We start from the raw sequence: 26,650 nt of genomic DNA on the forward strand, positions 1-26,650 counted from the left end.
CTTCCGTGCCCGGGCGTACTGCCCGGCGTGGATCAGAGGACGCGCACGGCGCCCGAGGGGGTGTCCCAGTCCAGGGACCGCTCGACCACACCGGTGGACGGGTTCTGCGCGCCGACGTAGTTGCCGCCGCCCACGTAGATCGCCACGTGGTAGGAGCCGCTGCGGCTGCCCCAGTAGAGGATGTCGCCCGGCTGCAGGTTGCTCAGCGAGACGGACGTACCCATCGACGACTGGTCGCTGGAGATGCGCGGCAGGTCGACGCCGGCCTGGCGGTAGGCGGCCTGGACGAGCCCGGAGCAGTCCCACGAGTTCGGGCCGGTGCCGCCCGAGATGTAGGCGTCGCCGACCTGGGCGCGGGCGAAGGCGACGATCGCGGCGGCGGAGCCGGTGGCCACCTGGCCGCCGTCGTCGCTGGAGGAGGAGCTGCCGGAGGAGTCGTCCGAGGAGGACGCGGCGAGGGTCGTGCGCTCCGCGGTCCGGGAGGCGCGCTGACGGGCCTCCTCGCGGGCCTTCTCCGCACGCTCGGCCTCCGCCTTGCGGTCGGCCTCCGCCTTGGCCTTCTTGGCCTCCTGGGCGGCCTTGCGGTGCGCGGCCTCCTCCTGAGCGCGCAGGCTCAGGTCGAGGGCCTCCTGCTGGGACGCCTCGGCCGAGGCGGACACGGCGCTCGCCAGGTCGGTCTCGAGGGAGCCGAGCGTGGGCATCTCGATGGTCTCGGTCACAGGGTCGGCGTTCGCCGGCCCGGCAGCACCGGCCACCGCGATGGTGCTCAGGACGCCACCGGCGACTCCGGCACGGAGCGCGAGCTTGGACGCGCTGCGGCGGGGCTTCCGGTGGCTGGGTATGTGAGCGGTCTGGGACATGAGAACAACCGCTATCAGGGGTTCACGGTTCCCATCAAGAAACGTGTGTTGCGCCACAGTTACGACCGGAACCACTCAATCCGCTTCTGCGACGCCCTTATTGACGCCGTAACGGGCAATTCGGGCACGCCCCTTCAGGCCCGTGATCACGGGTTTTCCGCGAAAGGTCCGAATTGACCGGCGCTTACCACCTCTTCACGCGGTTGGCCAAGCCCCACAGTTGACGGCCCGTAGGCTTGGTGACGCAGGTCACAAGGCGGCAACTCCGGGGCCATGCGGGGCTCTCGTGCCCGCCGGGGCGCGTCCACTTCGCTCCGCGTGGCCCCTCGGCCGGGTGAGGTGAGCCCCCTATCACCCGTGCGAGTCCATCGCGAATTTGCCTGTAGCTGACACCATTTGATAGAGCAAGGCCGCCCCGACCAGCGACGATCGCTGTCGATGTCACGTCTCGTGCTCATGTGGCTACTTCTCGTATGAAGATCACCGTTCATCCGAATTCATGATCGTTCGCCTCGTGGTGGAGATCACAAAGTCCTTGGTGCACCCCGTGTCGCAGATCACAGAGCGACAGGCATAAGATGCGAGTCAATCGGGCTTGTGAACTGCCTCACATGTACGCGATCTTCGAGGCGGCGATCCGGATGCCCGCTGCGGTCCAAAGGTCAAGGACGACTGGAAGGAGCGAGGAGCGTGAATGCGTACGCGCCCATCCTCGTGCTCGGCGCCCTCGGGGCAGGGTTTGCGATCTTCTCCGTGGTCATGGCCACGCTAATCGGCCCGAAGCGGTACAACCGGGCCAAACTCGAGGCGTACGAGTGCGGCATCGAGCCGACGCCCACTCCCGCCGGAGGGGGCCGCTTCCCGATCAAGTACTACCTGACGGCGATGCTCTTCATCGTCTTCGACATCGAGATCGTCTTCCTCTACCCCTGGGCGGTCACCTTCGACGCCCTGGGGCTTTTCGGGCTCGTGGAGATGCTGCTCTTCGTGCTCACCGTCTTCGTCGCCTACGCGTATGTGTGGCGGCGCGGCGGCCTGGAATGGGACTGAGGGGCTGAAGGGCACACTCATGGGACTCGAAGAGAAACTGCCGAGCGGTTTTCTGCTCACGACGGTCGAACAGGCAGCGGGCTGGGTGCGCAAGTCGTCCGTCTTCCCCGCCACCTTCGGCCTCGCCTGCTGCGCCATCGAGATGATGACGACCGGCGCCGGCCGGTACGACCTGGCGCGGTTCGGCATGGAGGTCTTCCGCGGCTCGCCGCGCCAGGCCGACCTGATGATCGTCGCCGGCCGGGTCAGCCAGAAGATGGCGCCCGTCCTGCGGCAGGTCTACGACCAGATGCCCGACCCCAAGTGGGTCATCTCCATGGGGGTCTGCGCCTCCTCGGGCGGCATGTTCAACAACTACGCGATCGTGCAGGGCGTCGACCACATCGTGCCGGTCGACATCTATCTGCCGGGCTGCCCGCCGCGCCCGGAGATGCTGATGGACGCGATCCTCAAGCTCCACCAGAAGATCCAGACCTCCAAGCTCGGCGTCAACGCGGAGGAAGCGGCCCGCGAGGCGGAGGAGGCGGCGCTCAAGGCCCTGCCGACCATCGAGATGAAGGGTCTGCTCCGGTGAGTGACGAGACACCCAATCCCGACAAGGAGCTCAGCGAGCAGAACCTGCCGGGCCAGCGCGGGGACCACGGCGAGGAGGTCCGGGTCCAGCGCGGGATGTTCGGCGCCCAGAGCGGAGCCGACACCAGCGGCTACGGCGGCCTCGTCCGCTCCGTGCGCCTGCCCGGCCCGGCCACCCGCCCCTACGGCGGCTGGTTCGACGAGGTCGCCGACGAGCTCGAAGGCGCCCTCGACGAGCAGGGCCTCCTCCCCGGGAACGCCATCGAGAAGACGGTCGTCGACCGCGGCGAGCTGACCTTCCACATCGCCCGCGAGCACCTCGTGCGGGTCGCCCGCACCCTGCGCGACGACCCCGCGCTCCGCTTCGAGCTCTGCACGGGCGTCTCCGGGGTCCACTACCTCGGGGACAAGGGCCGCGAGCTGCACGCCGTCTACCACCTGCGCTCGCTGACCCACGGCCGGCTGATCCGGCTGGAGGTCGCCGCCCCGGACGCCGACCCGCACATCCCGTCGCTCGTCGCGGTCTACCCGACCAACGACTGGCACGAGCGCGAGACGTACGACTTCTTCGGCATCGTCTTCGACGGCCACCCCGCCCTCACCCGGATCATGATGCCGGACGACTGGCAGGGCTTCCCGCAGCGCAAGGACTACCCCCTCGGCGGCATCGCCGTCGAGTACAAGGGCGCCCAGATCCCGGCTCCTGACCAGCGGAGGTCGTACAGCTGATGAGTACTTCACATGCCTCCGCACGGGAGACGACCGAAGGCACCGTCTACACCGTCACCGGCGGCGACTGGGACGAGGTCGTCGAATCGGCGGCCAAGGCCGACGACGAGCGGATCGTCGTCAACATGGGCCCCCAGCACCCCTCCACCCACGGAGTGCTCCGCCTGATCCTGGAGATCGACGGCGAGACCGTCACCGAGGCCCGCTGCGGCATCGGCTACCTCCACACCGGCATCGAGAAGAACCTCGAGTTCCGGACCTGGACGCAGGGCACCACCTTCGTGACGCGCATGGACTACCTCACCTCGTTCTACAACGAGACGGCGTACTGCCTCGGCGTCGAGAAGCTGCTCGGCATCACCGAGCAGATCCCGGACCGGGCCAGCGTCATCCGCGTCCTGCTGATGGAGCTCAACCGGCTCTCCTCCCACCTGGTGTGCATCGCCACCGGCGGCATGGAGCTGGGCGCCACCACGATCATGATCTACGGCTTCCGGGACCGCGAGATGATCCTGGACCTGTACGAACTGATCACCGGCCTGCGCATGAACCACGCGTTCATCCGCCCCGGCGGCCTCGCCCAGGACCTCCCGCCCGGCGCCGTCGACGCCGTGCGCGAGTTCGTGAAGACCATGAAGAAGAACCTGCCGGAGTACGACAAGCTCGCCACCGGCAACCCCATCTTCAAGGCCCGCATGCAGGACGTCGGCTACCTCGACCTCACCGGCTGCATGGCGCTCGGCGCCACCGGCCCGATCCTGCGCTCCGCCGGCCTCCCGCACGACCTGCGCAAGACCGACCCGTACTGCGGCTACGAGAACTACGAGTTCGACATCCCGACCGCCGACACCTGCGACTCCTACGGGCGCTTCCTCATCCGCCTCGAGGAGATGCGGCAGTCGCTGCGGATCGTCGAGCAGTGCCTCGACCGCCTGGAGCCCGGCCCGGTCATGGTCGGCGACAAGAAGATCGCCTGGCCCGCCCAGCTCGCGCTCGGCCCCGACGGCCTCGGCAACTCCCTCGACCACATCAAGAAGATCATGGGCACCTCCATGGAGGCCCTGATCCACCACTTCAAACTGGTCACCGAGGGCTTCCGGGTCCCCGCGGGACAGGCCTACACCGCCGTCGAGTCGCCCAAGGGCGAACTGGGCGTGCACGTCGTCAGCGACGGCGGCACCCGCCCCTTCCGGGTCCACTTCCGCGACCCGTCCTTCACCAACCTGCAGGCCATGGCGGCCATGTGCGAAGGCGGCCAGGTCGCCGACGTCATCGTCGCCGTCGCGTCCATCGACCCCGTGATGGGAGGCGTCGACCGATGACGGACGGACAGACCAGTCTCGGGATGCCCCAGCTCCCCGCCCCCGACTACCCCGCCGAGGTCCGCACCCGGCTGGAGGCGGATGCCAAGGAGATCATCGCCCGCTATCCGGGGTCCCGCTCCGCCCTCCTGCCGATGCTGCACCTCGTGCAGGCGGAGGACGGATACGTCACCCGCACCGGCATGCGGTTCTGCGCCGACCTCCTCGGCCTGACCACCGCCGAGGTCACCGCGGTCGCCACCTTCTACTCCATGTACCGGCGCCGCCCCTCCGGCGACTACCAGGTCGGCGTCTGCACCAACACCCTCTGCGCGGTCATGGGCGGTGACGCCATCTTCGAGGAGCTTCAGGCCCACCTCGGCGTCGGCAACCAGGGCACCACCGACGACGGCAAGATCACCCTCGAACACATCGAATGCAACGCGGCCTGCGACTTCGCCCCCGTGGTGATGGTCAACTGGGAGTTCTTCGACAACCAGACCCCCGAGTCCGCCAAGGCGATGGTCGACGACCTGCGGGCCGGCCGCCCCGTCGAGCCCACCCGCGGCGCGCCCCTGTGCACCTTCCAGGAGACCGCCCGGATCCTGGCCGGATTCCCCGACGCGCGCGAGGGCGCGGTCGAGGCCACCGGCGGGGCCGGCCCGGCCTCCCTCGTCGGACTGCGCCTGGCGAAGGGCGAAGCCCCGCACCACAAGATCGTCCACCCGCGCGGCGAGTCAGCCGGTGGGGAGGGGGAGTGATGACCTTGGCAGCCGAGATCGACCACAGCAGCCCCGAGAAGCTGCTCGCACCCGTCCTGTCCGCGTTCTGGGACCAGCCCGACTCCTGGACGCTGGAGACGTACAAGCGGCACGAGGGGTACGAAGGGCTGAAGAAGGCCCTCGCGATGTCGCCCGACGACCTCATCGCGTACGTCAAGGACTCCGGCCTGCGCGGCCGCGGCGGCGCCGGCTTCCCCACCGGGATGAAGTGGCAGTTCATCCCGCAGGGCGACGGCAAGCCGCACTACCTCGTCGTCAACGCCGACGAGTCCGAGCCGGGCACCTGCAAGGACATCCCGCTCCTCTTCGCCAACCCGCACTCCCTCATCGAGGGAATGATCATCGCCTGCTACGCGATCCGCTCCGAGCACGCGTTCATCTACCTCCGCGGCGAGGTCGTGCCCGTCCTGCGCCGCCTGCACGAGGCGGTACGCGAGGCGTACGACGAGGGCCTTCTCGGCGAGAACATCCTCGGCAGCGGACTGAACCTCGACATCACCGTCCACGCGGGCGCCGGGGCGTACATCTGCGGCGAGGAGACCGCCCTGCTCGACTCGCTCGAAGGACGGCGCGGCCAGCCCCGGCTGCGCCCGCCCTTCCCCGCGGTCGCCGGTCTGTACGCCTGCCCCACCGTGGTGAACAACGTCGAGTCCATCGCCTCCGTTCCCGCGATCCTCAACCGCGGCAAGGACTGGTTCAAGTCGATGGGCAGCGAGAAGTCGCCCGGCTTCACGCTCTACTCGCTGAGCGGGCACGTCGCCTCCCCCGGGCAGTACGAGGCCCCGCTCGGGATCACGCTGCGCCAGCTCCTCGACATGAGCGGCGGCATGCGCCCCGGCCACCGGCTGAAGTTCTGGACCCCCGGTGGCTCCTCCACCCCCATGTTCACCGACGAACACCTCGACGTCCCACTGGACTACGAAGGCGTCGGCGCCGCCGGCTCGATGCTCGGCACCAAAGCGCTCCAGTGCTTCGACGAGACCACCTGCGTCGTGCGGGCCGTGACCCGATGGACCGAGTTCTACGCCCACGAGTCCTGCGGCAAGTGCACCCCGTGCCGCGAAGGCACCTACTGGCTCGTGCAGTTGCTCCGCGACATCGAGGCCGGCAAGGGCGCCCTGTCCGACCTCGACAAGCTGAACGACATCGCCGACAACATCAACGGCAAGTCGTTCTGCGCGCTGGGCGACGGCGCCGCCTCCCCCATCTTCTCCTCGCTGAAGTACTTCCGCGAGGAGTACGAGCAGCACATCACCGGCCGGGGCTGCCCCTTCGACCCGGCCAAGTCGACCGCCTGGGCGGACCACCACAAGGAGGTGACGGCATGACGGTGACCACGGCCGGCCCGGCCGGCGGCGCAGCCGCCCTCCCGCCCGAGGACCTCGTCACGCTGACCATCGACGGCGCCGAGATCTCCGTCCCCAAGGGGACCCTCGTCATCCGCGCCGCCGAGCAGCTCGGCATCGAGATCCCCCGCTTCTGCGACCACCCCCTCCTCGACCCGGCCGGCGCCTGCCGCCAGTGCATCGTCGAGGTCGAGGGCCAGCGCAAGCCGATGGCGTCCTGCACCATCACCTGCACCGACGGCATGGTGGTGAAGTCGCAGCTGACCAGCCCGGTCGCGGAGAAGGCCCAGCACGGCGTGATGGAGCTGCTGCTCATCAACCACCCGCTGGACTGCCCGGTCTGCGACAAGGGCGGCGAGTGCCCCTTGCAGAACCAGGCGATGTCGCACGGGCAGTCGGAGTCCCGCTTCGAGGGCCACAAGCGGACCTTCGAGAAGCCGGTGCCGATCTCCACCCAGGTGCTGCTCGACCGCGAGCGGTGCGTGCTCTGCGCCCGCTGCACCCGCTTCTCCAACCAGGTCGCGGGCGACCCGATGATCGAGCTGATCGAGCGCGGCGCGCTCCAGCAGGTCGGCACCGGCGACGGCGACGACTTCGAGTCGTACTTCTCCGGCAACACGATCCAGATCTGCCCGGTCGGCGCGCTGACCTCGGCGGCGTACCGCTTCCGCTCCCGCCCCTTCGACCTGGTCTCCTCGCCGAGCGTCTGCGAGCACTGCGCCGGCGGCTGCGCGACCCGCACCGACCACCGGCGCGGCAAGGTCATGCGGCGGCTCGCCGCGGAGGACCCGGAGGTCAACGAGGAGTGGGTGTGCGACAAGGGCCGCTTCGGCTTCCGGTACGCCCAGCAGCGCGACCGGCTCACCACCCCGCTGGTCCGCAGCGCCGAGACCGGTGAGCTGGAGCCCGCCTCCTGGCCCGAGGCGCTGGAGGCGGCGGCCCGTGGGCTCGTGCGCGGCCGCACCGGTGTCCTCGCGGGCGGCAGGCTGACCGTCGAGGACGCCTACGCCTACGCGAAGTTCGCCCGGGTCGCCCTCGACACCAACGACGTCGACTTCCGGGCCCGCGTCCACTCGGGCGAGGAGGCCGACTTCCTCGCCTCCCGGGTGGCCGGGCGCGGCCGCGACCTGGACGGCAGCGGAGTCACGTACACCGCCCTCGAAGCCGCCCCGGCCGTGCTGCTGGCCGGCTTCGAGTCCGAGGAGGAGGCCCCCGGCGTCTTCCTCCGGCTGCGCAAGGCCTGGCGCAAGAACGGCCAGAAGACCTACGCCCTGGCCTCGCACGCCACCCGCGGCCTGGTGAAGGCGGGCGGCACGCTGCTGGCCGCCGCCCCCGGCACCGAGACCGAGTGGCTGGACGCCCTCACCTCCCGGGTCGGGCTCGACGGGCCCGGCACGGACGCGGCGGAGGCGCTGCGGCAGGACGGCGCGGTCCTCGTCGTCGGCGAGCGCCTGGCCGCCGTCCCGGGCGGACTGACCGCCGCCGTACGGACCGCGGCGGCGACCGGCGCGACGCTGGTGTGGATCCCCCGCCGGGCGGGCGAGCGCGGCGCGCTCGAGGCCGGCGCGATCCCCACGCTGCTGCCCGGCGGCCGCCCCGCGACCGACCCCCGCGCGCGTGAGGAGGTCGCGGCCGCCTGGGGCGTACGCGAACTCCCGCACGGCTACGGCCGGGACACCGGCCAGATCGTGGAGGCCGCCGCCACCGGCGAACTGGGCGCGCTGCTCGTCGGCGGCGTCGAGGTCCGCGACCTGCCGGACCCGGCACGCGCGCGTGAAGCCCTCGACGCGGCCTTCGTGGTCTCGCTGGAGCTGCGGCCGAGCGAGGTCACCGAGCGGGCCGACGTGGTCCTGCCCGTCGCCGCCGTCGCCGAGAAGGCGGGCACCTTCCTCAACTGGGAGGGCCGGGCCCGCCTCTTCGAGGCCGCGCTCAAGCCCGAGCAGATGACCCGCCGCCTGCCCCCGGCGGACGGGCGCGTCCTCCACATGCTGGCGGACGCCCTCGACGCGCACCTGGCGCTGCCCGACCTGCGGGCCGCACGGCGGGAGCTGGACCGGCTCGGCGGCTGGACCGGCGAGCGGGCCTCCGAGCCCGTCGAGCCGGCGCAGCCCGCGCCCCGGCCGAGCGAGGGCGAGGCCGTCCTCGCCGGGCACCGGCTCCTGCTCGACCTCGGCCGGCTCCAGGAGGGCGACGCGGCGCTGGCGGGCACCCGGCACGCCGCGCCCGCCCGCCTCTCGGCCGCCACCGCCGCCGAGACCGGCGTCAAGGACGGCGACCTCCTCGCGGTGACCGGCCCGGCGGGCTCGCTCCACCTCCCGCTCCAGGTCACCGAGATGCCCGACCGGGTCGTCTGGCTGCCGCTGAACTCGGCGGGCGGCGGCGTCCTCTCGGACACCGGCGCCCACCCGGGCGACCTGGTCCGCATCGGTCCCGCGGGCACCGTCGAAGCGGCGGAGGTCCGGTCATGACCGTCTCCCTCGCCCGCCCGGGCGCCGCCGGCTCCCGGGCCGGGGACGGCGTCCCCGCCGGCTCCGGCGCGGTGTTCGCGCCCCGCGCCCACGTCGTCCGGCCGGCCGCAGGCCCGGCCCTCCCCGTACCGGAGGTGCGCGCGTGACCGCCCTCGCCCCACTCGCACAGGCGCCGCACAGCGTCCTGGCCGCCGAAGACCTGTCCATGTTCGGCACGGACCCCTGGTGGCTCGTCGCGATCAAGGCCGTCTTCTGCTTCGCCTTCCTGATGATCACCGTGCTCTTCTCCATCGTGTGGGAGCGCAAGGTCGTCGCCTGGATGCAGCTGCGCATCGGCCCCAACCGGCACGGCCCCTGGGGCCTCCTCCAGTCCCTCGCGGACGGCATCAAGCTGATGCTGAAGGAGGACGTGGTCGTCAAGCGGGCCGACAAGGTCGTCTACATCCTCGCGCCGATCATCGCCGCGGCCCCGGCGTTCATGGCGATCGCCGTGATCCCCTTCGGCCCGGCCGGCAACGAGGTCTCGATCTTCGGCCACCGCACCTCGATGCAGCTGACCGACCTGCCGATCGCCATGCTGTACGTCCTGGCGATCGCCTCCGTCGGCATCTACGGCATCGTGCTCGCCGGCTGGTCCTCCGGCTCCACGTACCCGCTCCTGGGCGGGCTGCGCTCCTGCGCGCAGATGATCTCCTACGAGATCGCGATGGGCGCCGCGTTCGCCTCGGTCTTCCTCTACTCCGGGTCGATGTCGACCTCGGCGATCGTCGAGGCGCAGGCAGACCGGTGGTTCATCATCCTGCTGCCGGTCTCCTTCATCATCTACGTGGTCACGATGGTCGGCGAGACCAACCGCGCGCCGTTCGACATGCCCGAGTCCGAGGGCGACCTGGTCGGCGGCTTCAACACCGAGTACAGCTCGATCAAGTTCGCGATGTTCATGCTCGCCGAGTACGTGAACATGGTGACGGTCTCGGCCGTGTCGGTGACGCTCTTCCTGGGCGGCTGGCGGGCGCCGTACCCGGTGTCCACCTTCTGGGAGGGCGCGAACCACGGCTGGTGGCCGATGCTCTGGTTCGTCCTCAAGGTGCAGCTGCTGCTGTTCTTCTTCATCTGGCTGCGCGGCACTCTGCCCCGCGTCCGCTACGACCAGCTGATGAAGCTCGGCTGGAAGGTCCTCATCCCCGTCTCGGTGGTCTGGCTGATGCTGGTCGCCACCGTCCGGGCGCTGCGGAACGAGAACTACGACTTCCAGACGATCGTCCTCTACGTCGCCGGCGCGGTCCTGGCCGTGCTGCTGCTCTCCTTCATCGCCGACATGTTCCGCGACAAGAGGGCGAAGGGCGCGGCGGAGAAGGAGGGCCCCGAGGCCCCGTTCGACCCGATGGCCGGCGGGTTCCCCGTACCGCCCAAGCCGGGGCAGTCCCTGCCGCCGGTGCCGCGGCGCCGGTCCCGCCACGAGGCGGAGCTGGTTGTCAGTGGCGCCCCCGATACTGCTACTGCGAGTGATGGAAAGGAGACGGACGGTGTCTGATTTCCAGAATCCGGTGGCCGGCTTCGGCGTGACCTTCAAGGCCATGTTCAAGAAGCGACTGACCGAGCAGTACCCGGAGCAGCAGAAGACGACGGCGCCGCGCTTCCACGGCCGGCACCAGCTCAACCGTCATCCGGACGGCCTTGAGAAGTGCGTGGGCTGCGAGCTGTGCGCCTGGGCCTGTCCCGCCGACGCCATCTATGTGGAGGGCGCGGACAACACCGACGAGGAGCGCTACTCCCCGGGCGAGCGGTACGGCGCGGTCTATCAGATCAACTACGCCCGCTGCATCCTGTGCGGTCTGTGCATCGAGGCGTGCCCGACCCGGGCGCTGACGATGACCAACGAGTTCGAACTGGCCGACTCCTCCCGCGAGAACCTGATCTACACCAAGGAGCAGCTCCTCGCGGGTCTGGAGGAGGGCATGGTCGACGCGCCGCACGCGATCTTCCCCGGCACGGACGAGCAGGACTACTACCGGGGCCTCGTCACCGAGGCCGCCCCGGGCACGGTCCGTCAGGTGGCCACGTCCAAGGGGGAGAAGGGCGAGAAGGAGGTGGACGCATGAGCGCCGACCTCACGGCCACCACGCTGGCGGCGTACGCCACCTCCTCGGGCGAGGCCGTCCAGTTCTGGGTCCTCGGCACGATCGCCGTGATCGGCGCCCTGTGCACGATCCTGATGCGCAAGGCCGTGCACAGCGCGCTCTGCCTGGCCGGCACGATGATCATCCTCGCGGTGTTCTACCTCGCCAACGGCGCGTACTTCCTCGGCATCGTCCAGATCGTCGTCTACACCGGCGCGATCATGATGCTCTTCCTCTTCGTCGTCATGCTGGTCGGTGTCACGGCCGCGGACTCGCTGAAGGAGACCATCAAGGGGCAGCGCTGGTGGGCCGCGGCCTGCGGGCTCGGCTTCGGCGCCCTGCTCGTCGCCGGGATCGGCCGGGCCTCGCTGACGGAGTTCAACGGCCTGGGCGCGGCCAACGCCGCCTACGGCGGGAACGTCGAGGGCATCGCCGCCCTGGTCTTCACGAAGTACGTCTTCGCCTTCGAGATCACCGGCGCGCTGCTCATCACGGCGGCCGTCGGTGCCATGGTCCTCACCCACCGCGAGCGCACGGAGAAGGCCCGCACCCAGCGCGAACTCGCCGAACAGCGGGTGCGCGAGGGCCGGCACGTGCCGCCGCTGCCGGCGCCCGGTGTCTACGCCCGGCACAACGCCGTGGACGTCCCCGGCCTGCTGCCCGACGGCACGCCCGCCGAGCTGACCGTGATGCAGACCCTGCGCAAGCGCGGCCAGATCCGCGACGTGTCCTCCGAGGCGCTGTCCGACCTCAAGGCGCTGGAGCAGCGCGCGGAGGAGCGGCTCGGCCGGGACCGGGACGAAGAGGAGGCCTCGCGGTGAACCCCGTCAACTATCTGTACCTCGCCGCCCTGTTGTTCACCATCGGCGCGGCCGGGGTGCTGATCCGGCGGAACGCGATCGTGGTCTTCATGTGCGTCGAGCTGATGCTCAACGCGTGCAACCTCGCGTTCGTCGCCTTCTCCCGCATGCACGGCAACCTCGACGGCCAGATCATCGCCTTCTTCACGATGGTCGTCGCCGCCGCGGAGGTCGTCGTCGGGCTCGCGATCATCGTGTCGCTGTTCCGTTCCCGCCACTCGGCCTCGGTCGACGACGCCAGCCTGATGAAGCTGTGAGGGGCTGAATCGTGGAGAACCTGATCGCGCTGCTGGTCGCGGCGCCTCTGCTGGGAGCGGCCGTCCTGCTGTGCGGGGGGCGGCGCCTGGACAAGTCCGGGCACTGGCTCGGCACGCTGCTCGCGGCCGCCTCCTTCGTCATCGGCGTCGTGCTGTTCACCGACATGCTGGGCAAGGGCGCCGAGGACCGCGCCCTGCACCAGCGGCTGTTCACCTGGATCCCCGTCGAAGGGTTCCACGCGGACGTCGCCTTCCAGCTCGACCAGCTGTCGATGACCTTCGTCCTGCTGATCACCGGTGTCGGCTCGCTCATCCACGTGTACTCCATCGGGTACATGGAGCACGACGAGCGCCGCCGCCGCTTCTTCGGCTATCTGAACCTGTTCCTCGCGGCGATGCTGCTGCTCGTCCTCGCGGACAACTACCTCCTGCTGTACTTCGGCTGGGAGGGCGTCGGCCTCGCCTCGTACCTCCTGATCGGCTTCTGGCAGCACAAGCCCACCGCGGCGACCGCCGCGAAGAAGGCGTTCCTGGTCAACCGGGTCGGCGACATCGGCCTGTCGATCGCGATCATGCTGATGTTCACCACCTTCGGGACCTTCGCCTTCGGGCCGGTGCTCGGCTCGGTGGGGGAGACGTCCGAGGGCACCCTGACGGCCATCGGCCTGATGCTCCTCCTGGCGGCCTGCGGCAAGTCGGCCCAGGTGCCGCTGCAGTCCTGGCTCGGGGACGCGATGGAGGGCCCGACCCCGGTCTCGGCCCTGATCCACGCGGCCACCATGGTCACCGCCGGTGTCTATCTCATCGTCCGCTCCGCCGACATCTTCAACGCCGCCCCGGACGCGCAGCTCGCCGTCACCGTGGTCGGCGCGGTCACGCTCCTCTTCGGTGCGATCGTCGGTTGCGCGAAGGACGACATCAAGAAGGCGCTCGCCGGCTCGACCATGTCCCAGATCGGCTACATGATCCTGGCGGCCGGCCTCGGCCCCATCGGCTACGCCTTCGCGATCATGCACCTGGTGACGCACGGCTTCTTCAAGGCCGGGCTCTTCCTGGGCGCCGGTTCGGTCATGCACGGCATGAACGACGAGGTGGACATGAGGAGGTACGGCGGCCTGCGGAAGTACATGCCGGTCACCTTCGTCACCTTCGGCCTCGGCTACCTCGCGATCATCGGATTCCCGGGCCTGTCCGGCTTCTTCTCCAAGGACAAGATCATCGAGGCGGCGTTCGCCAAGGGCGGCACCGAGGGCTGGATCCTCGGCGCGGTCACCCTGCTCGGCGCCGCCATCACCGCGTACTACATGACCCGCGTGATGCTGATGACCTTCTTCGGCGAGAAGCGGTGGCAGGCCGACGAGAAGGGCGAGATGCCGCAGCCGCACGAGTCCCCGAAGTCGATGACGGTCCCGATGATCCTGCTGGCCGTCGGCTCCGTCGGCGCCGGCGCCTTCTTCGGCATCGGCGACCGCTTCGTCCACTGGCTGGAGCCTGTCACCTCGTTCGAGCACGGGCACCCCCCGCTCAGCGCCGCGGTCATCACCTCCGCCACGGTCGCCGTCATGGTGATCGGTGTCGCGACCGCCTACGTCCAGTACGGCCGCAGGCCCGTCCCGGTGGTCGCCCCGCGCGGCTCGCTCCTCACCCGGGCCGCCCGCCGCGACCTGCTCCAGGACGACCTCAACCACGCCGTCTTCGTCACGGGCGGCACCCACCTCACCCGCTCGCTGGTCTACGTCGACCACACCCTGGTCGACGGCGTGGTCAACGGCACCGCGGCCTCCGTCGGCGGACTGTCCGGCCGGCTGCGCAGGCTGCAGAACGGCTACGCCCGCACCTATGCGGTCTCCATGTTCGGAGGTACGGCGGTGCTGATCGCCGCGACCCTGCTGATGAGGGCGGTGTAACTCCCATGTCCTTCCCTCTCCTGACGGTGACGGCAGCGGTGCCGGCGGTCGGTGCGATCCTCACCGCCGCCGTGCCCGCGGCCCGCCGCACCGTCGCCAAGTGGCTGGCGCTGTTCGTCTCGCTCGTCACGCTCGTGCTCGCCGCGCTCGTGTTCGCGCGCTTCGAGCCCGGCGGCGAGCGGTACCAGCTCGTCGAGTCCCACTCCTGGATCAAGGACTTCGGGGTCCGCTACGAACTGGGCGTGGACGGCATCGGGGTGGCGCTGATCGCGCTCACCGCGCTGCTCATCCCGTTCATCATCCTGGCCGGCTGGCACGACGCCGATCCCCTGGAGACGAAGTCCAGCCGCTGGCGGCCGACGCAGGGCTTCTTCGCCCTGATCCTGATGGTCGAGGCGATGGTGATCCTCTCCTTCGAGGCCACCGACGTCTTCCTCTTCTACATCCTCTTCGAAGCCATGCTCATCCCGATGTACTTCCTCATCGGCGGCTTCGGCGACCGGGCGCACGCGGGCTCCGACGAGAACGCCGCCGCCCAGCGCTCGTACGCGGCGGTGAAGTTCCTGCTCTACAACCTGGTCGGCGGACTGATCATGCTGGCCGCGGTCATCGGGCTGTACGTCGTCGCCGGGAACTTCTCCCTCACCGAGATCGCCGAGGCGCGGGCGAGCGGTCAGCTGGAGATGGCGACCAACACCGAGCGGCTGCTCTTCCTCGGCTTCTTCTTCGCCTTCGCGGTGAAGGCGCCGCTGTGGCCGCTGCACACCTGGCTGCCGAACGCGATGGGGGAGGCGACCGCGCCGGTCGCCGTGCTCATCACCGCGGTCGTCGACAAGGTCGGCACGTTCGCGATGCTCCGCTTCTGCCTCCAGCTCTTCCCGGAGGCCTCGAAGTGGGCGACGCCGGTGATCATCGCCCTCGCCCTGATCAGCATCGTGTACGGCGCGCTGCTCGCCGTCGGCCAGCGGGACATCAAGCGCCTGGTCGCCTACGCCTCGATCTCGCACTTCGGCTTCATCATCATGGGCATCTTCGCGATGACCAGCCAGGGCCAGAGTGGCGCCACGCTCTACATGGTCAACCACGGGATCTCGACGGCCGCGCTGATGCTGGTGGCCGGCTTCCTGATCTCCCGGCGCGGCTCCCGGCTCATCGCCGACTACGGCGGTGTGCAGAAGGTCGCCCCGGTCCTCGCCGGCACCTTCCTGATCGGCGGTCTGGCCACCCTCTCGCTGCCCGGCCTCGCGCCCTTCGTCAGCGAGTTCCTGGTCCTGGTCGGCACCTTCGCCCGCTATCCGGTGGCCGGCGTCATCGCCACCACCGGCATCGTCCTGGCCGCGCTCTACACCCTCGTCCTCTACCAGCGGACGATGACCGGCCCGGTGAAGGAGGAGGTCCGGACCATGCCGGACCTGCGGGCGCGGGAACTGGCCGTCGTGGCCCCCCTGATCGCCCTGCTGATCTTCCTCGGGGTGTTCCCGAAGCCGCTGACGGACATCGTCAACCCGGCCGTCAGCCACACCATGTCCGACGTGCAGCAGAAGGACCCCAAGCCCGAAGTGGAGGCGGCCAAGTGAGCACATCCGCCGTCGCGCCAGCCGTCCACAGCCTGTGGACGGCGGCCGCCGAGCCGTTGAACAAGATCCCGTCACCCCACATCGAGTACGTCCAGCTCTCGCCCGTCCTCATCGTGGTCGGCGCGGCGATCCTCAGCGTCCTGGTCGAGGCCTTCGTGCCCCGCCGGGGCCGGTACTACAGCCAGGTCTTCCTCAGCGTCCTGGCCCTCGTCGCCGCGTTCGCTGCCATCGTCGGCCTCGCGGCCGGCGGGTACGGCTCCACCAAGGCGCACATCGCCGCCATGGGCGCCATCGCCGTCGACGGCCCGGCGCTCTTCCTGCAGGGCACGATCCTCCTCGCCTCGATCGTCGCCGTCTTCACCTTCGCCGAGCGCCGGCTCGACCCGGCCGACCACGGCCACAAGGTCGACTCCTTCGCCGCCGAGGCGGCCGCCGTGCCCGGCGGCGACCAGGAGAAGGCGGCGGTCAAGGCCGGGTTCACCACCACCGAGGTGTTCCCGCTGGCGCTGTTCGCGGTGGCCGGCATGCTGGTCTTCCCGGCCGCCAACGACCTGCTGACGCTGTTCATCGCCCTGGAGGTCTTCTCCCTCCCGCTGTACCTCCTCTGCGCCGTCGCCCGCCGCAAGCGGCTGATGTCGCAGGAGGCCGCGGTCAAGTACTTCCTCCTCGGCGCCTTCTCCTCCGCGTTCCTGCTGTTCGGCATCGCCCTGCTGTACGGCTACGCCGGCTCCGTCTCGTACGCCACCATCGCGAACGTCGTCGACGGGAACGTCTCCTCGGCCGACCCGGCGCTCGCCGCCACCATGGGCAACGACGTCCTGCTGCTCATCGGCTTCGCCATGGTGCTGATGGGCCTGCTGTTCAAGGTCGGCGCGGTGCCGTTCCACATGTGGACCCCGGACGTCTACCAAGGCGCCCCGACCCCCGTCACCGGCTTCATGGCCGCCGCGACGAAGGTCGCCGCCTTCGGCGCGATGCTCCGCCTGCTGTACGTGGTGCTGCCCGGCCTCACCTGGGACTGGCGGCCGGTCATGTGGGGCGTCGCCATCATCACCATGCTGGGCGGCGCGGTCGTCGCGATCACCCAGACCGACATCAAGCGGCTCCTGGCGTACTCCTCGATCGCGCACGCCGGGTTCATCCTGGCGGGTGTCATCGCGGCCACGCCCACCGGCGTCTCGTCGGTGCTGTTCTACCTCGGCGCCTACTCCTTCGTGACGATCGGCGCGTTCGCGGTCGTCACGCTGGTGCGCGACGCGGGCGGCGAGGCCACCCACCTGTCCAAGTGGGCCGGTCTGGGCCGCCGTTCGCCGCTCGTCGCGGCGGTCTTCGCGGTCTTCCTGCTCGCCTTCGCCGGCATTCCGCTGACGTCCGGCTTCTCCGGCAAGTTCGCGGTCTTCAAGGCGGCGGCGGAGGGCGGCGCGGGCGCGCTGGTCGTCGTCGGTGTCGTCTCGTCGGCGGTCGCCGCGTTCTTCTACATCCGGGTGATCGTGCTGATGTTCTTCAGCGAGCCCAAGGCCGACGGACCGACGGTCGCGGTGCCCTCGGGCTTCACGACGGTCACGATCACGGCCGGTGTGGTGGTGACGCTGGTGCTCGGCGTCGCGCCGCAGTACTTCCTGGACCTCGCGAACCAGGCGAGCGTGTTCGTCCGGTAGGCCGCACGGCGCCCGACGACGACAGGGCCCGGCCCCCGCTCAGGCGGGGGCCGGGCCCTGATCCGTGTCCCGGAGCCCCGGTGCCGGCCGCCGGCCCGCTCCGAGGGGCCGTCACCGGGCGGCGGCGACCTCGCCCCGGGCGGCGTAGGCCCGGACGTCGGCGTCCGGGTCGCCCGCCGCCCGCGCCAGCACCGGGCCCGTCCCCGGATGGCGCAGCAGCGCCAGGACCGCCGCCTTGCGGACGTCCGCGTTGGCGTCCCCGAGCGCCTCGGCGAGGGCGGGCACCGCCGTCCCCGGGGCCGCCGCCGCGAGACCGGCCGCCGCGCCCGCCCGGACCTGCCAGGCCGGGTCGCCGAGCGCCCGGACGGCGTCCGCGGCGTACGGCTCCGGGCATCCGACCGTCCCGAGCGCCTGGAAGGCCGCGGCCCGCACGAGGGCGTCCTCGTCGCCCAGGAGCGGGGCGAGCAGGTCGGGGGTCGTGCCCCGGGCCGCCGCGAGGCCCTTCGCCACCGCCACCCGCACCTCGCGGGACGGGTCGCCCGCCGCGTCGGCGAGGGGGCCGAGCGCGTCGACCGAGACCAGCGCGCGGACCGCCTCCGCCCGGACCTCCCGGCGCGGGTCGGACAGCAGGCCGGCGAAGAGCGTGGCCGAACCGAGCCGCAGCACCCGCAGCACCGTCAGGGCGGCGGCCCGGGCGCCCGGGTCCGGGCCGGCGAGCGCGGCGACGAGCGGCGCCCGCAGGGCGGCCTCCGGCGGCAGCGTCTCGACCAGCTCGCGCAGCGAGTCCCCGGCCACGGCCCGTACCGCCGCGTCGGCGTCGAGCAGCGCCCCCGCCAGCGCCGGACCCGTACCGGTCGGGACCGTCTCGGTGAGGGTGGCCACCGCCGCCCGCCGCACGGCGGGGTCCGGATCGGTCAGATAGGGCCGCAGCGCGTCCAGGTCCGGCTCCGCCTCGGCCAGGGCGTGCAGTTCCAGGATCCGGGGCGCGTGGCTGACGGCGCCGTCCGCCACCCGTACCTCCGGCGCGCGTGCCCCGGAGCCGACGGGGGCGAGGTCGCGGGGGCCCGCCGTGGCGACGTGCTCCGGGTGGACCTCGCCGAGATGCCGGGAGGCGCCGCCGACGGGGGCGTAGTCGTCGACCGGTACGAGATAGGGCGCGACCGGCCGGGCCGTGAACTCCATCGTCCCGGACGGCGACTTGCGCAGGTCCAGGTGGTGCAGCCAGTCCCGGTCGTCCCGCTCGGGGTGGTCCGTCCGCGCGTGGTAGAGGCCCCAGCGGGACTCCGTGCGGGCGAGGGACGAGCGGGCCGCCATCTCGGCGCAGTCCCGGATGAAGGAGACCTCCGCGCAGCGCATCAGCTCGTGCGGGGTCGTCGCGCCCATGGCGTCGATCTCCGTCCGCATCCGCTCGAAGTGCTCGACCGCCAGGGAGAGCCGGGCCCCCGACTTGGGCGGGGCGACGTAGTCGTTCACGAACCGGCGGAGCTTGTACTCGACCTGGGGCTGCGGCGGACCGTCGGGGTGGCGCAGCGGCCGGTAGACCAGCTCGTGCGCCGCCCGGAGCTGGTCCTGCGGCAACTCCCCTTCGTAAGCACGGTACTTGGCGGCGTCCGCACCGGCCAGGTCGCCGAAGACGAAGGCGCCGATCATGTAGTTGTGCGGGACGCAGGCCAGGTCGCCGGCGGCGTAGAGGCGGGGGACGGTGGTCCGGGCGTGGTCGTCGACCCGGACCCCGGAGGCCGAGTGCCCGCCGCACAGGCCGATCTCCGAGATGTGCATCTCGATGTCGTGGGTGCGGTAGTCGTGGCCGCGGCCCGCGTGGAAGGTGGCGCGGGTGGGGCGTTCGGTGGTGTGCAGGATCGATTCGAGGGCGGCGACGGACTCCTCGGGGAGGTGGCTCAGCTTGAGGTAGACCGGGCCGCGGTCGGAGGCCAGCTCCTCGGCGAACTCGGCCATCATCTGCCCCGACCAGTAGTCGGAGTCGACGAACCGTTCGCCGTGCCGGTTGACCTGGTAGCCGCCGAACGGGTTGGCGACGTAGGCGCAGGCCGGGCCGTTGTAGTCCTTGATCAGCGGGTTGATCTGGAAGCACTCGATCCCGGTCAGCTCGGCGCCCGCGTGGTACGCCATGGCGTAGCCGTCGCCCGCGTTGGTGGGGTTCTCGTACGTGCCGTAGAGATAGCCCGAGGCGGGCAGCCCGAGCCGGCCGGCGGCGCCGGTCGCCAGGATCACCGCGCCCGCCCGTACGGTGACGAAGCCGCCGGTACGGGTGTGGAGGCCGGCCGCGCCGATGGCCCGCCCGTCCGGGTCGGTGAGGATCCGGACCGGCATCACCCGGTTCTCGATCCGGATGCGCTCGCGCATCTCGCGGCGGCGCAGCTGCCGGTAGAGGACCTTCTTGACGTCCTTGCCCTCCGGCATGGGCAGGACGTACGACCCCGAGCGGTGGACCTGGCGGACCGCGTACTCCCCGTGCTCGTCCTTCTCGAACTTCACGCCGTACGACTCCAGGCGCTGGACCATCGCGAAGCCGCGGGTCGCCGTCTGGCGGACGGTGGACTGGTCGACGACGCCGTCGTTGGCGCGGGTGATCTCGGCGACGTAGTCGTCGGGCTCGGCCCGGCCGGGGATGACCGCGTTGTTGACGCCGTCCATGCCCATGGCGAGGGCCCCGGAGTGGCGGACGTGCGCCTTCTCCAGGAGGAGGACGTCGGCACCGTGTTCGGCGGCGGTGAGCGCGGCCATCGTGCCGGCGGTGCCTCCGCCGATGACGAGGACGTCGCAGGAGAGTTCCTCGGCGTCCGCGAGGGCGGGGATCTGCATCGGAGGGCCTTTCGGGCGTCGGGCGTCGTGGGGCGGGCGGTTTCCGGGGTGCGGGGCCTCGGGCGTCAGGCGGGAAGGGAGGTCAGGGAGGAGAGGAGGTCGCGGCGCAGACCGGAGAGGTCGGCGCCCCGGTCGCGCGGCCGCGGGTTGTCGAGGACCGTGCCGGTGCCGAGGACCGCGATCCGGTCGCCGAGATAGAGGGCCTCGTCGACGTCGTGCGTCACGAAGACGACGGTCGCGCCGGTGCCGTGCAGCACCTCGACCAGGAGGTCCTGCATGCCGGCCCTCGTCTGCACGTCCAGGGCGCCGAACGGCTCGTCCATGAAGACCGCCCGGGGCGCGGGAGCGAGGGCCCGGGCGAGCTGGACGCGCTGGCGCTGACCGCCGGAGAGCTGGTGCGGCAGGCGCCGCGCCTGGTCGGCGAGCCCGACCCGGCCGAGCCACTCCTCGGCGGCGGCCCGCCGCTCGGCACGCGGGACGCCCCGGATGGCGAGGGGCAGTTCGACGTTGGCGCGGGCGGTGCGCCAGGGCAGCAGCGCGTCCTCCTGGAAGACCAGGGCCCGGTGGTCGGCCGGGACGGTGACCGTGCCGGCGAGCGGCGGCAGGAGCCCGGCGAGGGTGCGCAGGAGGGTGGACTTGCCGCAGCCGGAGGGGCCGACGACGGTGAGGAGTTCGCCCGGGGGGACGGTGAGGTGGACGGGGGTGGGGAGCGGGGAGTGGGGCCGCCCGAGGACGACGTCGTCGAGAACGATCACGGCTGCTCCTGGAGCGGTTGCGGGGCGACGGGCCGACGCGACCGCCCGGCCGGGGGGCCGCCCGGGCCTGCGGCCCCGGCGGGGCGTGTGCCCGCGACGGCGGGGGCCGCGGAGGAGCTTTCCGCACCACCGGCCGGCGCCGGTGCGAACGGCCTCGGGGCGGCGGACTTCGTGGGGCGGGCGGCCGAGCGCGGCCCCACCACACGGCGCCCCGCCGCCTCGACCGCCGTCGAGGTCAGCCAGCCCAGCGCGCCGATCGTCGCCATGCCGACGAAGACCGCCGGGTAGTCCACGACCGTGTAGTCCTGCCAGGTGCGGTACCCCACCCCGTACTCCCCGGAGATCATCTCCGCCGAGATCACACAGATCCACGAGACGCCGATCCCCACCGAAAGGCCGCTGAAGATCCCCGGCAGCGCCCCCGGCAGGATCACCGAGAACAGCACCCGGACCCGCCCCGCGCCCATCGTGACGACGGCCTCCTCCCACAGCGGGGGCAGCGCCCGTACGGCGTGCCGGGTGGAGACCAGGACCGGGAAGAACGCGGCCGCGCCCGTGATGAAGACGATGCCCTGCTCGTTGCTGGGGAACAGCAGGATCGCCACCGGCACCAGCGCGATCGCCGGGATCGGCCGCAGGACCTCCAGGACAGGACCGAGCAGGTCGGACACGAGTCCGGAGCGGGCGATCGCCGTCCCCAGCGCGATGCCCGCGACCGCCGCGAGCGTGAAGCCGGTGACGATACGGGTCAGGCTGTCGACCAGGTCCTGCCAGTACGCGTCCGTCGTCAGCCGCGCCGCGAACGCCTCCCCGACCTCCGTGACCGTCGGGAACTGGTCGAAGCGCAGCCAGAGACTGACGTCGTAGTACGTCACCGCCTGCCACACACCGAGCGCCGCCACCAGCGACAGCACCCGCAGCACGTACCTCATGACGCCAGCGCCCGCGCGTAGTCGACGATCCGCGCCGTCGGGTGCGCGGCCCGGTAGGCGGCCGCGCCGGCCTCGGTGACGAACGGCTTCACCGTCCCGCCGTCGGCGACCCACACCGCCCGGTCCGCGAACCAGAGCGTCCCGGTCACCGTGTCGGGGACGTACGCCACCCGCACCTTCGCCCGGTTCGCCGCGACGTGCCGCAGCGCCTCGGCCGGGGTGGCGAAGGAGACGGTACGGTCGGCGCCCTTCAGCCAGACCTCGCTGCGGGACGGCGGGGCGAGCGTCGCGAGCTGCCGGTCGTAGGCGGAGCCGTAGACCTTCCGTACGTACGTGTCGTCGACGAAGCCGTCCACGTCCACGTCCTTCACCAGCTTGGCCGACCGCAGCACCGGCACGTCCTCCTTCAGCGCCGCGACCAGCCGTGGCTTGAGGGTCGGATCGAAGGTGGCGATGCCGTTGGGGCCGTTGTAGAGGTGGACGACCTCGGCCGGCAGGCCCGTCTCGGCGGCGACCTTCTCGCTGGCGGCCACCGGGTGCTCGCGGAGATAGGCGGTCGCGGTGCGCTGGGCCCGCAGGAACGCCTCCACCACGGCCGGGTGCCGCTCGGCGAAGTCGGCGCGGGCGGTGACCCCGTGGAAGGTGGGGAGGTTCAGCTCGGCGCCGTCGTACAGCACCTTCGCCTTGCCCTGGAAGGCGAGCAGCCCCGGCCAGGCGACGAACTGCGACAGCGCGTCGGCGCTCCCGGCGGTCAGGGCCGAGGCCCCCACGGCCGGCTGCTGGTTGAGCTTGCGGATGTCCTTGTCCGGGTCGAGCCCGGCGCGTTGCAGCGCCCGTACGAGCGTGCCGTCCGCGGCCGAGCCGACGCTGGTGGACACCTTCCCGCCGCGCAGCTCCTTCAGCGACCGCCGTGCGGAACCGGGCGCGGTGACGACGGTGTTGAGGCCGCCGCGCAGGTTGTAGCCGGTCACCGACACGAGCTTCGTCGGGCGCTTCAGCTGGGTGCCGCGGGCGGCGTTGAGGAGCAGCGGGAAGTCGCCCATCGAGCCGATGTCGATCTTCCCCGCGGTCATCTGGGCGGTGATCGGCGCGCCGGTGGCGTAGTCCTGCCAGACGACCTCGTACGTCCTGCCGTCCTTCCGGCCCTGGGCGCGCAGCTCGTCCTCGAAGGCGCCGAGCGTGCGCAGGAGGGTGCCGGCCGTGACGGTGTTGATGGTCTTGGACTGGTAGCCGACGGTCACGGTGACCGTCGAGCCGTTTCCGGCCTCCGCGGGACCGCCGCAGCCGGCCAGCGGCAGGACGAGGGCCAGGGCGGCGAGGGGGACGACAAGCTTGCGGGACATGGGCGTTCGGGCCTCTCAGCGGAGCAGATAGGGCATGTTGACCGTGACCGCGCCGGTGGGACACCGGGCCGCGCACGGGCCGCAGTACCAGCACTCGTCCACGTGCATGTACGCCTTGCCGCTGTCGGGGTTGATGGCGAGGGAGTCCAGCGGGCACATCTCCACGCAGAGCGTGCAGCCGTCGATGCACTTCGACTCGTCGATGGTCACGGGCACGTCGGCCCGCTGGGGCGCCAAGGGCATGGCTGTCTCCAGTGGATGGCGGGGGAGGGGGGCGGAGGGTTACGCGGACCGGTGGAGCAGGCCGCTCATCGTGATCCGGTCGCCCCGGAACCGGATGAACTCCAGGTCCACGGGGCGCCCGTCACGCAGGTGGGTGAGCCGGTCCAGCATCAGCAGCGCCGCGCCGCGCGGTGCCTGCAGGACGGCGGCGGAGTGCGCGTCGGCGTTGACGGCCTCCAGGGTGATCTCGGCGTGGCCCAGGGGCGTGCCGGTCAGCGCTTCGATGAGGCGGAACACATCGGTGTTCTCCAAATCGCAGCCGAGGAGTTCGGCGCCGATGTCCATCGGGACGTAGGTGAGGTCGAGGGAGAGCGGGAGGCCGCCGAGCCGGCGCAGCCGCTCGATGTAGAGGACGTCGCTGTGCTCGGGGATCCCCAGCCGCCCGGCCACCGGCGCCGGGGCGGCGACCGGTCCGACCGTACGGACCTCGTTGGTGACCGTGCCGTGCTCGTGCAGGGTCTCGGCGAGGCCCTGGAGCCGGTCGAGGCCGTGCGGGTACTTCTCGCACACCACGACCGTGCCCACACCGGGCTGCCGCTCGACCAGGCCCTCGGCGCGGAGCAGGTCCAGGGCCTGGCGGACGGTGTTGCGGGAGACCCGGTAGTCGGCGCCGATCCGGTCCTCCAGGGGCAGGACGCCGCCGGGGAAGCGGGCGGCCAGGATCTGGTGGCGCAGGAGGTCGGCGAGCTGTCGCGCCTGGTCCGCGCGCAGCCGCCGACGGCGCGCGGCGGCGACCGGGACGGTGTGCTCACGAAGGCGTTCGGCTGGCATGCGACGGACCATACCGAGGCGCCCGCGGCGGTGGTGTTGCCACAGCATTGCGCCATCTGATGCCGTAACAGCACGGCTCTGACCTGCGGTTTCCGGGGACGGTGGGCAAGATCTGCCACCTGCCGCGCCGCCGGACGGCGCTCCGTCCCACCTGGCGGACAGGGGCGGGCCCGGGCGCGTGGTTCCGTGGTCCGGCCGCGCGTGGCAGGGTGGCGGCCCGGCGAGCGGCCCGGGCCGGGTTCCGGAGCCGGGCCGCAGGCCTTCCGCCGGACCGCCGGCGGGAGGGGAGAGGAGAACGGCGATGCGCGGGTCCACCGTCTTACCGGGCACCCCTTGCGAGGCGCCCCGGGAGGGATCGCCGCCCATGCACCGGCTGGAGGTGCCGATGCCGAACACGATGCCGTTCGCGATCGGCACCTTCGACACCATCGGGCCGATGTCCCGCGCCGACTTCCCGCACCGGCACACCTTCTACGAGATCGTCCACGTCACCGCCGGCGCGGGCGCCCATGTCGTCGACCTCACCCGCGCGGAGCTGGCCCCGCCCCATCTCGGCGTGATCGCCCCCGGCCAGGTCCACCACTGGGAGCGCCTCCGGGGCCTCGACGGCACCGTCGTCCTCTTCACGGAGGACTTCCTGATCGACCACCCCGGCGACCGGGACCTGCTGCGCCGGGTCGCCGCGCGGCCCTGGGCGACGCTGGGGCAGGCGGCCCACGAGGAGACCGCGCGGATCCTCGGCGAGCTCGCGGCCGAACACCACCGCCGGGCCGACGGGTTCGACTCCGTCCTGCGGGCCCTCCTCCACGTCCTCGTCGTCCGGGCCGCCCGCGCGACGGACCCGGCGGCCGCCGGCGCGGGTGGGGACGGCGGGTCCGCCGGCGGGTCCCACCCGGCGTCCGCGGGCCGGGCCGGGGCCGTCGCGGAGGAGTTCGTCCGGCTGCTCGCCCGCGCGGAGCCCGCCCTGTGGTCGGTGGGCGACTGCGCCGGGCACCTCGGCGTCACGCCCGGCTACCTCACCGAGGCCGTCAAGGCCGCCACCGGCCGTACCGCGGGCCAGCTCCTCCGCGCGGCCCGCACCCACGAGGCCAAACGGCTGCTCGTCCGTACGGAGTTGTCGGTGCGCCAGATCGCCGACCGGACCGGGTTCGGGGATCCCGCCTACTTCTGCCGGTTCTTCCGCAGGGAGACCGGGCTCAGCCCGGGCGACTTCCGGCGCGGCGCCGATATTCACCACGACCCCCGTGTTCCGTCCATCGATCGCCCCGGGGCGCCCGCCTAGGTTCGTTGCCGATCCCCGAAGCCCCCACAAGGAGCAGACATGGACGGCGAGACGACCCCGCACGGCGAGACGACCTCCCACGGCGAGACGACCCCGCACACCGCCCCCTCCTCCGCGCCGCGGCCGAGCCGCAAGGCGGTGCTGCGGGCGGCGCTGGCCGCCTCCGTGGCCGTGCCGGCCACCCTGATGGGCGTCCCCGCCCTGGCCCGTACCACCGTCCGGGACGGGGCGGCACCCGCGCTCACCCCCGCCTGCGACGACGGCGACGACCCGACCCCGCCGCAGATGGAGGGCCCCTACTTCAAGCCGAACTCGCCGCGCCGGACCTCGCTCCTGGAGGCCGGGACGCCCGGCACCCGGCTCACCGTCACCGGATACGTCTTCGGACGGGCCTGCCTGCCCGTCCCCGGTGTCCTGCTCGACTTCTGGCAGGCCGATGTCAACGGCGCGTACGACAACACCGGATTCCGTTTCCGCGGGCACCAGTTCACCGACGCGCAGGGCGCCTTCCGGCTCACCACGATCGTCCCGGGCCTCTACCCGGGGCGCACCCGGCACCTCCATGTGAAGGTGCAGGCCCCGGGCCGTCCCGTCCTCACGACGCAGCTGTACTTCCCCGGCGAGCCGCGCAACAACACCGACGCGCTGTTCGACCCGCGGCTGCTGATGACCGTGCGGGACGCGGGAGGGGCGAAGGAGGCCGCCTTCGACGTGGTGCTCGACCTGCCTCAGGGCCCCGGCCCCGGCCCGTCGCCGACCGGCGGCCCCACCACCCCGCCCCCCGCCGGCACCTGGCGCCCGGGCACCTCCTACACGGCGGGCGACCGGGCCACCCACGGCTCCGTCGCCTACGTCTGCCTCCAGTCCCACCTCGCCCAGCCGGGCTGGGAACCGCCGTCGGTGCCGGCCCTCTGGCGCGCCGTCTGAACCGGCGCGCCCCCGGGTCCGTGCTCGGAGTGTGGAGACGCTCCTCA

The 26,650-nt window shown here is 71.7% G+C and carries 24 protein-coding genes; 17 read left to right on the forward strand and 7 right to left on the reverse strand.

Annotated elements, in window-relative coordinates; translation table 11 throughout:
• Positions 1 to 32 precede the first annotated feature (32 nt).
• Positions 33 to 860, reverse strand: coding sequence for a C40 family peptidase (locus tag ACZ6RC_RS06750; RefSeq protein ID WP_391143993.1), 828 nt, complete (start codon positions 858 to 860; stop codon positions 33 to 35).
• 690 nt (positions 861 to 1,550) lie between these two features.
• Here ACZ6RC_RS06750 and ACZ6RC_RS06755 point away from each other — a divergent pair.
• Genes ACZ6RC_RS06755 through nuoN form a run of 15 tightly spaced genes read left to right on the forward strand, consistent with a single transcriptional unit; the run spans position 1,551 to position 17,488 of the window.
• Positions 1,551 to 1,910, forward strand: a complete 360-nt coding sequence (locus ACZ6RC_RS06755; protein ID WP_030494815.1) for an NADH-quinone oxidoreductase subunit A — start codon at positions 1,551 to 1,553, stop codon at positions 1,908 to 1,910.
• Between the two features lie 19 nt (positions 1,911 to 1,929).
• Positions 1,930 to 2,484 (forward strand): NuoB/complex I 20 kDa subunit family protein, encoded by a 555-nt coding sequence (locus ACZ6RC_RS06760; RefSeq protein ID WP_355779461.1) that lies wholly within the window; start codon positions 1,930 to 1,932, stop codon positions 2,482 to 2,484.
• The gene (locus ACZ6RC_RS06765; RefSeq protein ID WP_391143997.1) at positions 2,481 to 3,212 is read left to right on the forward strand and encodes an NADH-quinone oxidoreductase subunit C; all 732 of its coding nucleotides are present in this window, start codon (positions 2,481 to 2,483) and stop codon (positions 3,210 to 3,212) included. Before ACZ6RC_RS06760 ends, ACZ6RC_RS06765 begins: the two co-directional genes overlap by 4 nt.
• On the forward strand, positions 3,212 to 4,534 hold the full coding sequence (locus ACZ6RC_RS06770; protein ID WP_391143998.1) for an NADH-quinone oxidoreductase subunit D: 1,323 nt from the start codon (positions 3,212 to 3,214) through the stop codon (positions 4,532 to 4,534). Before ACZ6RC_RS06765 ends, ACZ6RC_RS06770 begins: the two co-directional genes overlap by 1 nt.
• Positions 4,531 to 5,274 (forward strand): NADH-quinone oxidoreductase subunit NuoE, encoded by a 744-nt coding sequence (gene nuoE / locus ACZ6RC_RS06775; protein ID WP_391144001.1) that lies wholly within the window; start codon positions 4,531 to 4,533, stop codon positions 5,272 to 5,274. The genes ACZ6RC_RS06770 and nuoE overlap by 4 nt, the downstream gene beginning before the upstream one ends.
• Positions 5,271 to 6,623 (forward strand): NADH-quinone oxidoreductase subunit NuoF, encoded by a 1,353-nt coding sequence (gene nuoF / locus ACZ6RC_RS06780; protein ID WP_391144004.1) that lies wholly within the window; start codon positions 5,271 to 5,273, stop codon positions 6,621 to 6,623. The genes nuoE and nuoF overlap by 4 nt, the downstream gene beginning before the upstream one ends.
• Positions 6,620 to 9,109, forward strand: a complete 2,490-nt coding sequence (locus tag ACZ6RC_RS06785) for an NADH-quinone oxidoreductase subunit G (protein ID WP_469579766.1) — start codon at positions 6,620 to 6,622, stop codon at positions 9,107 to 9,109. Before nuoF ends, ACZ6RC_RS06785 begins: the two co-directional genes overlap by 4 nt.
• Positions 9,106 to 9,255 carry a hypothetical protein gene (locus tag ACZ6RC_RS06790; RefSeq protein WP_391144009.1) on the forward strand — a complete coding sequence of 50 codons (150 nt, stop codon included), beginning with the start codon at positions 9,106 to 9,108 and terminating at the stop codon, positions 9,253 to 9,255. The genes ACZ6RC_RS06785 and ACZ6RC_RS06790 overlap by 4 nt, the downstream gene beginning before the upstream one ends.
• Positions 9,252 to 10,643: an NADH-quinone oxidoreductase subunit NuoH gene (gene nuoH / locus ACZ6RC_RS06795; RefSeq protein ID WP_391144012.1), complete on the forward strand. Its 1,392-nt coding sequence runs from the start codon at positions 9,252 to 9,254 to the stop codon at positions 10,641 to 10,643. The genes ACZ6RC_RS06790 and nuoH overlap by 4 nt, the downstream gene beginning before the upstream one ends.
• Positions 10,618 to 11,211: an NADH-quinone oxidoreductase subunit NuoI gene (gene nuoI / locus ACZ6RC_RS06800; RefSeq protein ID WP_453612824.1), complete on the forward strand. Its 594-nt coding sequence runs from the start codon at positions 10,618 to 10,620 to the stop codon at positions 11,209 to 11,211. Before nuoH ends, nuoI begins: the two co-directional genes overlap by 26 nt.
• Positions 11,208 to 12,050: an NADH-quinone oxidoreductase subunit J gene (locus tag ACZ6RC_RS06805; protein ID WP_391144017.1), complete on the forward strand. Its 843-nt coding sequence runs from the start codon at positions 11,208 to 11,210 to the stop codon at positions 12,048 to 12,050. The genes nuoI and ACZ6RC_RS06805 overlap by 4 nt, the downstream gene beginning before the upstream one ends.
• Positions 12,047 to 12,346, forward strand: coding sequence for an NADH-quinone oxidoreductase subunit NuoK (gene nuoK / locus ACZ6RC_RS06810; RefSeq protein ID WP_069927518.1), 300 nt, complete (start codon positions 12,047 to 12,049; stop codon positions 12,344 to 12,346). The genes ACZ6RC_RS06805 and nuoK overlap by 4 nt, the downstream gene beginning before the upstream one ends.
• An 11-nt stretch (positions 12,347 to 12,357) precedes the next feature.
• The gene (gene nuoL / locus ACZ6RC_RS06815) at positions 12,358 to 14,253 is read left to right on the forward strand and encodes an NADH-quinone oxidoreductase subunit L (RefSeq protein ID WP_469579769.1); all 1,896 of its coding nucleotides are present in this window, start codon (positions 12,358 to 12,360) and stop codon (positions 14,251 to 14,253) included.
• Positions 14,254 to 14,258: 5 nt separating this feature from the next.
• A complete protein-coding gene (locus tag ACZ6RC_RS06820) occupies positions 14,259 to 15,830 on the forward strand; it encodes an NADH-quinone oxidoreductase subunit M (RefSeq protein WP_469579771.1) in 1,572 nt (523 codons plus the stop codon).
• Entirely contained in the window at positions 15,827 to 17,488 is a 1,662-nt protein-coding gene (gene nuoN, locus ACZ6RC_RS06825) for an NADH-quinone oxidoreductase subunit NuoN (protein WP_469579773.1), read from the forward strand. Before ACZ6RC_RS06820 ends, nuoN begins: the two co-directional genes overlap by 4 nt.
• A gap of 111 nt (positions 17,489 to 17,599) precedes the next feature.
• On the opposite strand, the gene ACZ6RC_RS06830 is transcribed toward nuoN, so the two are convergent.
• From ACZ6RC_RS06830 to ACZ6RC_RS06855, 6 genes are all read right to left on the reverse strand, one after another.
• Positions 17,600 to 20,311: a fumarate reductase/succinate dehydrogenase flavoprotein subunit gene (locus tag ACZ6RC_RS06830; RefSeq protein ID WP_469579775.1), complete on the reverse strand. Its 2,712-nt coding sequence runs from the start codon at positions 20,309 to 20,311 to the stop codon at positions 17,600 to 17,602.
• A gap of 65 nt (positions 20,312 to 20,376) precedes the next feature.
• Positions 20,377 to 21,066 carry an ABC transporter ATP-binding protein gene (locus tag ACZ6RC_RS06835; RefSeq protein ID WP_469579776.1) on the reverse strand — a complete coding sequence of 230 codons (690 nt, stop codon included), beginning with the start codon at positions 21,064 to 21,066 and terminating at the stop codon, positions 20,377 to 20,379.
• Positions 21,063 to 21,998 carry an ABC transporter permease gene (locus tag ACZ6RC_RS06840; RefSeq protein ID WP_469579778.1) on the reverse strand — a complete coding sequence of 312 codons (936 nt, stop codon included), beginning with the start codon at positions 21,996 to 21,998 and terminating at the stop codon, positions 21,063 to 21,065. Before ACZ6RC_RS06840 ends, ACZ6RC_RS06835 begins: the two co-directional genes overlap by 4 nt.
• Positions 21,995 to 23,341, reverse strand: a complete 1,347-nt coding sequence (locus ACZ6RC_RS06845; RefSeq protein ID WP_469579780.1) for an ABC transporter substrate-binding protein — start codon at positions 23,339 to 23,341, stop codon at positions 21,995 to 21,997. Before ACZ6RC_RS06845 ends, ACZ6RC_RS06840 begins: the two co-directional genes overlap by 4 nt.
• A gap of 15 nt (positions 23,342 to 23,356) precedes the next feature.
• Positions 23,357 to 23,584: a 4Fe-4S dicluster domain-containing protein gene (locus ACZ6RC_RS06850; protein WP_384238753.1), complete on the reverse strand. Its 228-nt coding sequence runs from the start codon at positions 23,582 to 23,584 to the stop codon at positions 23,357 to 23,359.
• A 39-nt stretch (positions 23,585 to 23,623) separates the two neighbouring features.
• Positions 23,624 to 24,394, reverse strand: coding sequence for a GntR family transcriptional regulator (locus ACZ6RC_RS06855; RefSeq protein ID WP_391144037.1), 771 nt, complete (start codon positions 24,392 to 24,394; stop codon positions 23,624 to 23,626).
• A 301-nt stretch (positions 24,395 to 24,695) separates the two neighbouring features.
• On the opposite strand from ACZ6RC_RS06855, the gene ACZ6RC_RS06860 reads away from it, so the two are divergent.
• Together ACZ6RC_RS06860 and ACZ6RC_RS06865 are read left to right on the forward strand one after the other, a co-directional pair.
• Positions 24,696 to 25,676, forward strand: coding sequence for a helix-turn-helix domain-containing protein (locus ACZ6RC_RS06860; RefSeq protein ID WP_469579784.1), 981 nt, complete (start codon positions 24,696 to 24,698; stop codon positions 25,674 to 25,676).
• A 39-nt stretch (positions 25,677 to 25,715) separates the two neighbouring features.
• The gene (locus ACZ6RC_RS06865) at positions 25,716 to 26,603 is read left to right on the forward strand and encodes a dioxygenase family protein (protein WP_391144041.1); all 888 of its coding nucleotides are present in this window, start codon (positions 25,716 to 25,718) and stop codon (positions 26,601 to 26,603) included.
• Positions 26,604 to 26,650 lie beyond the last annotated feature (47 nt).

Source organism: Streptomyces sp. NPDC048353, from assembly GCF_055587165.1.